Source organism: Burkholderia metallica, from assembly GCF_001718555.1.
GTDB classification, from domain to species: Bacteria; Pseudomonadota; Gammaproteobacteria; order Burkholderiales; family Burkholderiaceae; genus Burkholderia; species Burkholderia metallica.
In genome coordinates this window covers 3,056,636-3,068,731 of sequence record NZ_CP013401.1, presented here as the reverse complement: position 1 = coordinate 3,068,731, position 12,096 = coordinate 3,056,636, and the positions used below count along the sequence as shown (strand labels likewise).

The 12,096-nt window shown below is 69.2% G+C and carries 12 protein-coding genes and 1 riboswitch; of the genes, 3 read left to right on the top strand and 9 right to left on the bottom strand.

Annotated elements, in window-relative coordinates; all coding sequences use genetic code 11:
• Positions 1-32 precede the first annotated feature (32 nt).
• From WJ16_RS13855 to WJ16_RS13830, 7 genes are all read right to left on the bottom strand, one after another.
• The gene (locus WJ16_RS13855) at positions 33-920 is read right to left on the bottom strand and encodes an HlyC/CorC family transporter (RefSeq protein ID WP_069257539.1); all 888 of its coding nucleotides are present in this window, start codon (positions 918-920) and stop codon (positions 33-35) included.
• 308 nt (positions 921-1,228) lie between these two features.
• Positions 1,229-1,378 (bottom strand): hypothetical protein, encoded by a 150-nt coding sequence (locus tag WJ16_RS35285; RefSeq protein ID WP_167375372.1) that lies wholly within the window; start codon positions 1,376-1,378, stop codon positions 1,229-1,231.
• A 71-nt stretch (positions 1,379-1,449) separates the two neighbouring features.
• Positions 1,450-2,082: a gamma-glutamylcyclotransferase gene (locus WJ16_RS13850; protein ID WP_069257538.1), complete on the bottom strand. Its 633-nt coding sequence runs from the start codon at positions 2,080-2,082 to the stop codon at positions 1,450-1,452.
• Positions 2,083-2,094: 12 nt separating this feature from the next.
• Entirely contained in the window at positions 2,095-2,877 is a 783-nt protein-coding gene (gene ybeY, locus WJ16_RS13845; RefSeq protein WP_069257537.1) for an rRNA maturation RNase YbeY, read from the bottom strand.
• A gap of 144 nt (positions 2,878-3,021) precedes the next feature.
• Positions 3,022-4,068 (bottom strand): PhoH family protein, encoded by a 1,047-nt coding sequence (locus WJ16_RS13840; protein ID WP_069257536.1) that lies wholly within the window; start codon positions 4,066-4,068, stop codon positions 3,022-3,024.
• A gap of 29 nt (positions 4,069-4,097) precedes the next feature.
• Complete coding sequence (gene miaB, locus WJ16_RS13835) at positions 4,098-5,471, bottom strand: tRNA (N6-isopentenyl adenosine(37)-C2)-methylthiotransferase MiaB (RefSeq protein ID WP_069257535.1); 1,374 nt, start codon at positions 5,469-5,471, stop codon at positions 4,098-4,100.
• Positions 5,472-5,687: 216 nt separating this feature from the next.
• Positions 5,688-6,620: a LysR family transcriptional regulator gene (locus WJ16_RS13830; protein ID WP_069257534.1), complete on the bottom strand. Its 933-nt coding sequence runs from the start codon at positions 6,618-6,620 to the stop codon at positions 5,688-5,690.
• A gap of 147 nt (positions 6,621-6,767) precedes the next feature.
• On the opposite strand from WJ16_RS13830, the gene WJ16_RS13825 reads away from it, so the two are divergent.
• The 3 genes from WJ16_RS13825 to ribB all read left to right on the top strand — a co-directional run bounded on the left by WJ16_RS13825 (position 6,768) and on the right by ribB (position 10,067).
• A complete protein-coding gene (locus WJ16_RS13825) occupies positions 6,768-7,943 on the top strand; it encodes an MFS transporter (protein WP_069258065.1) in 1,176 nt (391 codons plus the stop codon).
• A gap of 254 nt (positions 7,944-8,197) precedes the next feature.
• Complete coding sequence (locus WJ16_RS13820; RefSeq protein WP_069257533.1) at positions 8,198-8,899, top strand: helix-turn-helix domain-containing protein; 702 nt, start codon at positions 8,198-8,200, stop codon at positions 8,897-8,899.
• Between the two features lie 189 nt (positions 8,900-9,088).
• Positions 9,089-9,238: riboswitch (FMN riboswitch) on the top strand.
• A 118-nt stretch (positions 9,239-9,356) separates the two neighbouring features.
• The gene (gene ribB / locus WJ16_RS13815; protein ID WP_006489272.1) at positions 9,357-10,067 is read left to right on the top strand and encodes a 3,4-dihydroxy-2-butanone-4-phosphate synthase; all 711 of its coding nucleotides are present in this window, start codon (positions 9,357-9,359) and stop codon (positions 10,065-10,067) included.
• Between the two features lie 127 nt (positions 10,068-10,194).
• On the opposite strand, the gene WJ16_RS13810 is transcribed toward ribB, so the two are convergent.
• Positions 10,195-10,881, bottom strand: coding sequence for an HAD family hydrolase (locus WJ16_RS13810; RefSeq protein WP_069257532.1), 687 nt, complete (start codon positions 10,879-10,881; stop codon positions 10,195-10,197).
• A 182-nt stretch (positions 10,882-11,063) separates the two neighbouring features.
• Positions 11,064-12,050 (bottom strand): inositol 2-dehydrogenase, encoded by a 987-nt coding sequence (gene iolG, locus WJ16_RS13805; protein ID WP_069257531.1) that lies wholly within the window; start codon positions 12,048-12,050, stop codon positions 11,064-11,066.
• Between the last annotated feature and the right edge of the window lie 46 nt (positions 12,051-12,096).

Here is a 12,096-nt window from a genome sequence, read left to right as displayed (position 1 = left end):
CGGTTGTGGAACGCGCGGCTGGCGCGCGGGGGTCAGTCTTCGTGCGAGGTTTCGGCGCGACGGCTGGCGAGCGGGTTGCGGCGCACCAGCAGCACGTGGACCTGGCGCGCATCGCCGCGCTGGATCTCGAACACGAGGTTGCCGAGTTGCAGCTTCTCGCCGCGATGCGGGACGCGGCCGAAGTGATGCGTGATCAGCCCGCCGATCGTGTCGACTTCGTCGTCGGGGAAATCGGTGCCGAACGTCTCGTTGAACTGTTCGATCTCGGTGAGCGCGCGCACGCGGTAGCGGCCGTCGGGCCCCGAGATGATGTTGCCGGCTTCCTCGTCGAAATCGTATTCGTCCTCGATGTCGCCGACGATCTGCTCGAGCACGTCCTCGATCGTGATCAGGCCCGCGACGCCGCCGTATTCGTCGACGACGATCGCGAGGTGGTTGCGGTTCACGCGGAAGTCGTGCAGCAGCACGTTCAGGCGCTTCGATTCGGGGATGAACACGGCCGGGCGCAGCATCCCGCGCACGTCGAATTCCTCTTCGGCATAGAAACGCAGCAGATCCTTCGCGAGCAGCACGCCGATCACGTTGTCGCGGTTCTCCTCGAACACGGGGTAGCGCGAGTGCGCTTTTTCGAGGACGAACGGGATGAAATCCTCGGGCTTGTCGGCGATGTTGATCGCGTCCATCTGGGCCCGCGGCACCATGATGTCGCGCGCGCACAGATCGGATACCTGGAACACGCCTTCGATCATCGACAGCGAATCGGCGTCGATCAGGTTGCGTTCGTGGGCGTCCTGGAGGATTTCCAGCAGCTCGCCGCGGGATTCGGGCTCGGGCGAGATGAAGTCGGTCAGGCGCTCGAGCAGCGAGCGCTTTTCTTGCGGTTTGTCGGTTGGCTTACGACTGGGATACGAATCGTTCATGGTGGTGCGCCCGGGTCATGCCGGGGCGCGCGGTCACGGAGTAGGCAAGGATACACCAAGGGCACGACGCGACCGTGTCACGCCGGCCGCTCGGCCAGGGTGGGCAGCTCGCGCGGGCCTGCTCGCGGACGGCCGCGCCGGGCACGACGTCGTCCTCGTGCCCATCCTATCCCAGAAAGGGCCGGCGGGGCAGCGGCGGAAAAAAACGGGCGCGCGAGGGGCGGGAAAGGGTGACGCGGGAAAACGCCCGGCCGACGCGGGCGGCGGCGGCATTCTGCCGCACGCGGGTTGCGCAGCCTGGCCGCGGTTCAGAACCGCATGCCGGCCGAGCAGCCGCCGGCGGCCGCGCCGTTGGTCGCGGCGCCGCCGCAGCCGAGGATCCCGCAGCCGGACAGTGCGACGCTCGCGGCGACGAGCAGCGCGGCAACCCTGCAACGCGACCAGCGTGACGGTTTCATCGGCGATGCTCCTCGTTCGAATGCGCGCATGGCGCGACAGTGCATGGCGGCAAGCCGGGCGCCGTGACGCGTCACCGGCATCGCGCGAGCAGCCCTTCGAGTGCGCGATCGGGGATGCCGCTCGCACGCAGCGCGTCGACCGTGCGGCTCACGTAGTCGAGCGTCGTGCCGTAGCGGCCGGCCGCGCAGTCGAATACGGCCTTCACGACGGCATCGGACAGCTTGCCCGTATAGGTCGGCGCGTCGCGGCGCATCACGAACGCGAGCGCGTTCACCCGCTCGCCGTTTTCCAGCGAGCACGGCAGCCACGCGGGCCGGTACGAACCCATCGGCATCTCGCGTTTCCACAACGTTTCGAGGTGCGGCTGCGCGGTCGGGCCGGCGAGCCGGAACGCGATGCCCGAGCACGAGCCGCCGCGATCGAGCGCGAGCACGAGGCCCGGCTGTTCGGGCGTGCCGCGGTTCACGCGCGACCACAGGTAGAGCCCGCGATGATAGCCGTGCACCTTGCCGCGCACGGCGGCGACGGTCGGCAACCCCGGGTTCCAGATCAGCGAGCCATAGCCGAACAGCCAGAGATCCTGCCGGCCGTCCCAGTCGCGCATCGTGTGCGCGAGCGACGCCGCGAGCTCGTCTTCGGTCAGCAGGCGCCCGGCGCCGATCGACGGCGGGTAGGCGGGCGGGAGCGTCGCGGCGTTGCGCATCGTGCGGACGGCTTACTGGTACGGGTTCGGGAAGCCCAGCTTCGCGAGGATGTCGACTTCGAGCGCTTCCATTTCGGCCGCGTCCTCGTCGCTCGTCTCGTGGTCGTAGCCCTGCGCGTGCAGCACGCCGTGCACCAGCAGGTGCGCGTAGTGGGCCGCGAGCGGCTTGCCCTGGTCGTGCGCTTCCTTCTCGACGACCGGGCAGCACAGCACGAGGTCGCCGATCACGGTGCCGTCGGGCGCCGCGTCGTACGCGAAGGTCAGCACGTTGGTCGGGTAGTCCTTGTGGCGGTAGCCGCCGTTCAGCGCGCGGCCTTCGTCCTCGCCGACGAAGCGCACGGTGAGCTGCGCGCTCGCGAACAGCGCCGGCTCGATCCATTCGGCGATCAGCTTGCGCTTGGGCAGCGTCTTGCGCACGTCGCTCGTGATTTCGTCGCCGTACTGCACGGACAGGTCGAGCACCGGTTCGCGCCGCGCGTCTTCGGTGTCGTCCTCGTCCTCGCGCGGGGCCGGCTCGGCGCCCACGTGCAGCGTCACGCTGTCGTAGTGCTCGGGCTGCAGCGCGAGCTTCGCGCGCATCGCCGGATCGTTGTGCTGCGCGACGATCGCAACGGCGGCTTCCCCCGAACTGCCCGACAGGTCGAACATCAGGCTGCGGCCGTCCGGGAAGTCGATTCGCAGCCCTTGCGCGTCGACGGTCCGGGCCTTGCCCTTCGCATCGAACAGCGACAGGCGGGGGGAGGCGGGCGCGGCGGACTGGGCGCGCCCGGACTTGCGAGAACGGGAGGATTTCATGACGCGTGCGGCGATTGGAACGCGTTGAGGATACACCAAACGGCCGATCGCACCCGAATTCAAGCAGGCGAAAAAAAGCCCGGCGCGCCGTCTGGCGGGCCGGGTCGGGCTGTCTGGCCGGGGCGGCGTGCGGCCGCCTGCCGGTCAGCCGTCCTGGTGCTGCGCGTGGAATTCGTCGTACGCCTCGACGATGCGCGCGACGAGCGGATGGCGCACGACGTCCGCGCTCGTGAAGCGCGTGAGCGCGATGCCGCGCACGCCGCCGAGCACCTGCTGCGCTTCGACGAGGCCGCTCTTGTGGCCGCGCGGCAGGTCGACCTGGCTCGTATCGCCGGTCACGACCGCCTTCGAGCCGAAGCCGATCCGCGTGAGGAACATCTTCATCTGCTCGGGCGTCGTGTTCTGCGCTTCGTCGAGGATGATGAACGCGTGGTTCAGCGTGCGGCCGCGCATGTACGCGAGCGGCGCGATCTCGATCATCTGTCGCTCGAACATCTTCGCCGTCTTGTCGAAGCCGAGCAGGTCGTACAGCGCGTCGTACAGCGGACGCAGGTACGGGTCGACCTTCTGCGCGAGATCGCCCGGCAGGAAGCCGAGCCGCTCGCCGGCCTCGACGGCCGGGCGCGTCAGCACGATCCGCTTGACCTGGTCGCGCTCGAGCGCGTCGACCGCGCACGCGACTGCGAGGTAGGTCTTGCCGGTGCCGGCCGGCCCGATGCCGAACGTCACGTCGTGCGACAGGATCTGCTTCAGGTATTCGCGCTGCGCGGGCGTGCGGCCGCGCAGGTCGGCGCGCCGCGTGTACAGCTTCGGCGCGGGCTCCTCGTCCGGCTCGCCGGCGTCGAGCTGCACGACGGGCTCGTCGAACGGGTGGTCGGGATCGCCGCGAAAGCGCACGTCGAGCGTGTCCTGGCGGCCGTTGCCGGACGTGTGGCGTACTTCGACCAGCGCGAGCTGGATGTCGTCGACCGACAGCGCATCGCGCGCGCGGTTGTAGAAGTTCTCGAGCGCGGCGAGCGCGAGCTTGGCGCCGCGCCCGCGGATCGCGATCCGGTGGCCGCGGCGCGACAGCGTGACGTCGAGCGCCTGTTCGATCTGCCGCAGGTTCTCGTCGAGCGGGCCGCAGAGGTTGGCAAGGCGCGCGTTGTCGTCGCGCGGCGCGACGAATTCCAGTGCTTGGGTCGGCTTCAAAGTGGCGTCGGGCTCCTGTTGAGCATCGGTCAGTGGGTGGCCGCGCTCGCGTCGTCGCTCACGAGCACGAGCTCGCCGCGCAGCGAATGCGGGTACGCATGGTTGATCTTCACGTCGATCATCTGGCCGATCAGGCGCGGGTGCGATGCGAGCGGCGCCGGGAAATTCACGACCCGGTTGTTCTCGGTGCGGCCGGCGAGTTCGTTCGGGTCCTTGCGCGACGGGCCTTCGACGAGAATCCGCTCGACCTTGCCGACCATCGACTGGCTGATGCGTGCGACGTTTTCCTCGATGGTCGCCTGCAGATGTTGCAGGCGTTTGAGCTTCACCTCGCGCGGCGTGTCGTCGTGCAGGTTCGCGGCCGGCGTGCCGGGACGCGGGCTGTAGATGAACGAGAAGCTCGTGTCGTAGCCCATCTCGTGCACCAGTGCCATCATCTTGTCGAAGTCGTCCTCGGTCTCGCCGGGGAAGCCGACGATCATGTCGGTCGACAGCGACAGGTCCGGGCGGATCGCGCGCAGCTTGCGGATCACCGATTTGTATTCGAGTACCGTGTAGCCGCGCTTCATCGCCATCAGGATGCGGTCGGAGCCGTGCTGGACCGGCAGGTGCAGGTGGCTCACGAGCTTCGGCACCTTCGCGTAGGTGTCGATCAGGCGCTGCGTGAATTCCTTCGGATGCGACGTCGTGTAGCGGATCCGCTCGATGCCGGGGATGTCGGCCACGTATTCGATCAGCGTCGCGAAATCGGCGATGTCCGGCGAGCCGGCCGTCAGCGCGCCGCGGTACGCGTTCACGTTCTGGCCGAGCAGCGTCACTTCGCGCACGCCCTGGTCGGCGAGGCCGGCCACTTCGGTCAGCACGTCGTCGAGCGGGCGCGACACTTCATCGCCGCGCGTGTACGGCACCACGCAGTAGCTGCAGTACTTCGAGCAGCCTTCCATGATCGACACGAACGCGCTCGGCCCCTCGACGCGCGCGGGCGGCAGGTGGTCGAACTTCTCGATTTCGGGGAACGTGATGTCGACCTGCGCGCGGCCGCTCGCGCGGCGCGCGTCGATCATCTGCGGCAGGCGGTGCAGGGTCTGCGGGCCGAACACGAGGTCGACGTACGGCGCGCGCGACACGATCGATGCGCCTTCCTGGCTCGCGACGCAGCCGCCGACGCCGATCAGCAGGCCGGGCTTCGCTTCCTTCAGCTCGCGCACGCGGCCGAGATCGGAGAACACCTTCTCCTGCGCCTTTTCACGCACCGAACACGTGTTGAACAGGATGATGTCCGCGTCTTCCGGCGTGTCGGTCTTTTCGAGGCCTTCGGCCGCATTCAGCACGTCCACCATCTTGTCCGAGTCGTACTCGTTCATCTGGCAGCCGAAGGTCTTTACGTAAACTTTCTTGGTCATGGGGGTTCGCCGTTCGCAGTGGTTGACCTGGGGGCGTCTCGTCAAGAGTGAATCGGGACGGCCGTGCGCGGCGCGCAAGTTGCGCGCGCGAAGCATGAAAAGCCGTCGGGAAAGCCTTCCATTATAGCTTTTCGCGCTGCACCGGGCGGCCGGCGGGTTGCGGCCGCGCGACGTCGGCTGCGAGGTTCGGACCCCCGAATGCCGGCGCGTCGGCCGTCAGCGGCATGCGTTGAGCAGGTCGTCGTGGGCGGCTTCCTCGCGCGCGAAGCGCTCGACGAGGAAGTCGAGCAGCACGCGCACGCGCGGCGCCATGTAGCGCTTGCCGGGATAGATCGCGTGCAGCGCCGGACCCTGGTGCCGCCAGTCGGGCAGCAGGACCTGGAGCCGCCCGGTGCGAATGTCGTCGGCGACGTCCCAGATCGAATTCAGCACGATGCCGCGCCCGCGCAGCGCCCATTCGCGGGCGAGCCCGCCGTCGTTGGTCTCGAACGCGGTGGCGAGCGGCACCGTGAACGTCTGCGTGTCGTCGCCGCGCGTAAAGCGCCACGTGTTCATCGGCCCGGATGCCACCGTGATCACGTTGCACGGAAAGCGGGCCAGATCGTGCGGATCGCGCGGCAGGCCGTGGCGTTCGACAAACGACGGCGACGCGCACGGCACGCGCCGGTCCGCGGCGAGCCGGCGGGCGATCAGCGCGCCGTCGGGCGGGGCGGCGAAGCGGATCGCGAGGTCGATCTCGTCTTGCCACAGGTTGACCGTCGAATCGGACGCCGTCAGCGAGAACGTCACGTCCGGGTAGCGCGCGGTGAATTCGTCGAGCCAGTCGAGCAGCCGGCGGCGGCCGAAATCGGACGTCGCCGACAGCCGCACCCGGCCGCCGACGACGTTGCGTCCGGCCTGCAGCAGCGCGTTTGCGTCGTCGAGCGCCTGCAACGCCTGCCGACAGCCGTTCAGGTACAGGCGGCCCTCGTCGGTGAGCCGCAACTGCCGGGTCGACCGGTCGAACAGCCGCGTGGCGACCGCCGCCTCGAGCTTCGCGAGGCGCGCGCTCGCGGCGGCCGGCGTGAGGTTCAGCTTGCGCCCGGCGGCGGACAGGCTGCCCAGTTCCGCCGCCTCGACGAACAGCCGGATGTCGCCCAGTCGATCCATGCGATTTTCCAGAATTATTTGAAAATGGTTCAAATGCCACGCCAATTATCAAATATAGGCGTCTTCGGGACAATGCGCGCACATCCCGCTTTCTTGTGCGGTGCGGCACCGACCGGGCGCCGCGTCCGCCGCCTTCCGGAGAACGTCATGCCCCTTCCGTTACTGGCGCTCGCGATCAGCGCCTTCGCCATCGGCACCACCGAATTCATCATCATGGGCCTGTTGCCCGAAGTCGCGCACGATCTCGCCGTGTCGCTGCCGTCGGCAGGTCTCCTTGTCACCGGCTACGCGCTCGGCGTCGCGGTCGGCGCGCCGCTGCTCGCGGTGCTGACGAGCCGCATGCCGCGCAAGGCCGCGCTGCTGTTGCTGATGGCGATCTTCATCGTCGGCAACGTGCTGTGCGCGAGCGCGTCCGGCTACACGATGCTGATGGTCGCGCGTGTCGTCACGTCGTTCGCGCACGGGTCGTTCTTCGGGATCGGCGCGGTGGTCGCCGCGTCGCTCGTGCCGGCCGACAAGCGCGCCAGCGCGATCGCGCTGATGTTCACGGGGCTCACGCTGTCGAACGTGCTCGGCGTGCCGTTCGGCACGTTCGTCGGGCAGATGCTCGGCTGGCGCGCGTCGTTCTGGATCGTCGCCGCGCTCGGCGCGCTGGCGCTCGGCGGCGTCGCCGCGCTGGTGCCGAACCGCCACGACAGCGGGCCGGTGGGCCTTGGCCACGAAGTGCGCGTGCTGAAGGAGCCGCAGGTGTGGCTCGCGCTGCTGATGACCGTGCTCGGCTTCGGCGGCGTGTTCGTCGTGTTCACGTACATCGCGCCGATTCTCGAGACGGTGTCGGGCTTCTCGCCGCGTTCGGTCGCGCTGATCCTCGTGCTGTTCGGCGCGGGCCTCACGATCGGCAACACGCTCGGCGGCAAGTTCGCCGACCGCGCGCTGATGCCGTCGCTGATCGCGATCCTCGTCGCGCTGATGGCCGTGATGGCCGTGTTCGCGAAGACGAGCCACCTGCCGGTCGCGGCGGCCGTCACCGTGTTCGTATGGGGCATCGCCGCGTTCGCGACGGTGCCGCCGCTGCAGGCGCGCGTGGTCGAGAAGGCCGCGAGCGCGCCGCATCTCGCGTCGACGCTGAACATCGGCGCGTTCAACGTCGGCAACGCGGGCGGCGCGTGGCTCGGCGGGCTCGCGCTGGAACACGGCCTCGCGCTCGATGCGCTGCCGTGGGTGGCCGTCGCGGTCACGTTCGCGGCGCTCGTCGTCACGGGGTTCGCGATGCGGCTCGACGCGCGCGGGCCGGCCCGCGGGGCAGCGCCGGCGGCGCAATGAGCGGCGACGCAGTCAGCGAAACCGGCAGCGAAACAAGGAGCGAAGCAAGCGACGCCCGCACGACGCGATAGCGGCAGGAAAGCGTTCGCGAGGAACGCATTCCTCCGCGATGCTGATAACGGTGTGAAGATAACTTCGTTTGCCCGCGCAATGCCGGGTGATAGCGTCTCGATACGCGCCGTGGCTGGCGCAACCCGATTCCGATCCCGGCTTACCCCATATGCAGGGCTGCGCAGCGGCCCGGAGGCAATGCTATGTCTTCATCCCTGGCGCTCGTGCGCGACGTGTCTTCCTTCGAGTCCGGCGACGCCGCCGATGCGCGGGCGTCCGCGTCGCTCGACGTTCTCGAGCAGGTCGTCGGCGTGAACCTCGCGCGCTTGCGCGCCGAGCGGCAACTGTCGCTCGATGCGCTCGCGCGGCTGTCCGGCGTGTCGCGCGCGATGCTCGCGCAGATCGAGTCGGCGCGCAGCGTGCCGTCGATCAAGGTGCTCTGCAAGATCGCGGCGGCACTGAAGGTGTCGGTCGCGGCGTTCCTGCGCCGCCATGCGGTGAACGGCTTCGAGCACCTGGCGGCCGAGCGCGCGTCGCGCGTCGTCAGCTCGAACGGCCGCTTCTCGGCACGCGCGCTGTACCCGGAAGGCGAGCCGGCCGCGGCCGAGTTCCACGAACTGCGGATCGCGCCGCTGCATACCGAGCCCGGCGTACGCCGCGCGCCCGGCACGACGGTCAATCTCGTGGTGAGCGAGGGCACGCTGGAAGTCAGCGTGCACGACCGCCGCCAGTTGCTCGCGACCGGCGACGCGATCGTGTTCGATGCCGACCAGCCGTACAGCCTGCGCAACCCGGGCGACAGCGAGGCGCGCGCGTTCCGCGTGACGGTGAGCCCCGAGGTGCCGCCGCGCTGGCTCGTGCCCGATGCCGCGCACGCGGCTCATGCGGCACACGCGGCCGGCTGAGCGCGCAGGCCGCACGTACGCGCTTCGCGCACCCGCCGTCCGGACGGGATCGCGCGGCGTGCGTCGGCCGTTCGGACGATGCCGTTAGACAGGGTCGTCAGTAAGGTTTTAGAGGCTGTTCGCTGCGCCGCGCGCGCAGCTGTTGTATGCTTGGCCCGCCGCTGACGGGGGTGTCCCGTCCGGCAATCAGTGCGTCTTCAGGGCGGGGCGAAATTCCCCACCGGCGGTAGGCTGGCGTTGAGCCGGCGAGCCCGCGAGCGCCCGCGCATCCGCGCGGGGTCAGCAGATCTGGTCGAATGCCAGAGCCGACGGTCACAGTCCGGATGAGAGAAGATGTGCAGATAGTCATGTCCGCCAGGGCCGCTTCGCGATGCGTGCGAAGCGGGTTGTCGTTCTGTCTGTTTGCAATGCCCTGAAACGTTTTTCGCCCAAATCGTATTTGCGAGGAGCGTTTCACATGTCCTTGATGTCCGTTTCGTCGGCGCCCGCCGACGCCTTTGCCGATCTCCCGTTGCTGGATTCCGAACCGGTGCCGCCGCGCATCGCCGCCGCGCTCGACGCGATGCGCGCAGGCCGCGCGGTCGTGCTGCAGGACGACCACGACCGCGAGAACGAAGCCGACCTGATCGTGGCCGCCGAGCGCATCACGCCCGAGACGATGGCGCTGCTGATCCGCGAATGCAGCGGCATCGTGTGCCTGTGCCTGACCGACGATACCGTGCGCGCGCTCGAGCTGCCGCCGATGGTGCAGACCAACGAGAGCCGCAACGGCACCGCGTTCACCGTGTCGATCGAGGCGCGCGAAGGCGTGCATACCGGCGTGTCGGCGGCCGATCGCGTGACGACGATCCGCGCGGCGATCGCCGACGGCGCGAAGCCGCACGACATCGTGCGCCCCGGCCACGTCTTTCCGCTGCGCGCGCAACCGGGCGGCGTGCTGGCGCGCCGCGGTCATACCGAAGGCACGGTCGACCTGTCGATCCTCGCGGGCCTGAAGCCGGCCGGCGTGCTGTGCGAACTGATGAATCCGGACGGGACGATGACGCGCGGCGACGATGTCGAGCGTTTCGCGCAGCGACACGGGCTGCCGATGCTGACGATCGCGGAACTCGTCGAGTTTCGCGAGGCGCTGGCCGCCGCGCGCGAGCGCTGCTGCGAACCGGCCTGAGAAAACGGAGGGCGGGCCGGAACGCGGGCCCGCGCAAGGCGGGCGCGTTCGCGCGCCCGTGGCGCGGCGTGCGTGAACCGGCGCACGCCGGATCGGCCCGATCGGCCTGACCGGGCCGGCGTGCCCGTCAGGACTGTACGTCGCCGAACTCGCCGCGCATGCCGGCTTCGACGAGTGCCGGCAGTTCGTCCATCCCGCGCATGATCCGCGTGATGCCCATCGCGCGCAGCGCGTCCGCGTAGTTGTCGGGGATGTGGCTCGCACCGACGAACGCGATCGTCTTCATGCCCGCCGCGCGCGCCGCATTCAGGCCGGACACGCTGTCCTCGACGACGATGCAGCGCTCCGGCGCGACGCCGAGCGTGCGCGCCGCATGCAGGTAGACGTCGGGGTAGGGCTTCGGCCGCGCCACCTGCTCGGAGCTGAACACGCGATCGCCGAAGATTTCGGTGAGCGACGCGCGCTTCAGCGAGCTGCGCACGCGCGCGAGCCGGCTGTTCGACACGACGGCCGCCGGCAGCGTGACCTTCAGCAGTGCGTCGCGCACGCCGGTGATCGGCGCGAGCGATTGCGCGAGCGCGCTCTCGATGTTGTGCTCGATGGTCTCGATGAAGTTGGCCGGCATCTCGATCCCGAAGCGGGACTCGATGCCCGCCAGGAAGCGCGACGTCTGCTGGCCGAACGCCGACTTCGCGGCGGCTTCGAAATCGAGATTCGGGAACGTGGCGGACAACGTGTCGAGCAGCACGCGGTCGGCGATGACTTCGCTGTCGACGAGCACGCCGTCGCAGTCGCAGATGAGGTGATCGAGCATGGTGGTGAAAAAGCGGAATGTCGGCGATGCAGATCAATTCGCCATCATACGTGCTTTCACGTGGATGCCGTGCGACGCTTCGGCAAATTTTCCCGATGCGGCGGCGTGCTTGCTGCGTGTCGCCCGGGCGTGCCGCCGATCGGCCGGCGGCGGCCCGCTTGCGGGGTTCGCCGCCGCTCCCGCTACAGCTCGATCACGCGCCCCGTTTGCCACGACGTCGTCGCGGCCTCGGCCAGTTCGAGCGCGGCGAGCCCGTCGTCGATCGTCGTGCGCACTCGCGTGCCGTCGCGCAGCGCGTCGACGAAGTGCGCGATCTCGGCCGCATACGCATGCCGGTAGCGCTCGAGGAAGAACGGCTCCGGCACGTCCGTCGCGATGCCGCCCGCGAGCCATGCGCTCACCTCGGTCGGCCGCACGTTGCCGGCCTGCAGCATGCCGTTGCTGCCGAGCAGCTCGAAGCGCTGGTCGTAGCCGTAGGCGGCGCGTCGCGACGTGTTGATCTGGCACAGCAAGCCGCGCCGCGTGCGGATGGTCACTGCGGTCGAGTCGATGTCGCCCGCGGCCAGCACGGCCGGATCGGTCAGGCAGCTGCCGGTCGCGTGCAGCGTCTGCGCTTCGTCGCCGAGGATCCAGCGGAACACGTCGAAGTCGTGGATCAGCATGTCCTTGAAGATGCCGCCCGAGCTGCGGAGGTAGTCGACGGGCGGCGCGCCCGGGTCGCGGCTCGTGACGACCAGCATTTCCGGCGCGCCGATCTCGCCGCGCTCGACACGCGCCTTCAGCGCCGCGAACGTCGGGTCGAAGCGGCGCTGGAAGCCGATCATGCACGTCACGCCGCTGCGCCGGACGACCTCCGCGCACGCACGCGCGCGCTCGACGCTCAGGTCGACGGGCTTCTCGCAGAACACGGCCTTGCCCGCATTCGCCGCCGCGACGATCAGGTCCGCATGCGTGTCGGTGCTCGAGGCGATCACCACGGCCTGCACCGACGGGTCGCCGAGCGCGCGCTCGACATCGGCCACCTGCGCGCCGTGCGCGTGCGCCAGCGCGTCGGCCGACGGCGCATGCCGGTCGACCACATACTTCAGCTTCGCGCCCGGATGGCGCGCGAGATTCGCCGCGTGGATCTTGCCGATCCGGCCCGCGCCGAACAACGCGAATTCGATCATTCCGTTCTCCTGTTGATTGTGTGATGTTGCGCCGGCACGCGGCGCG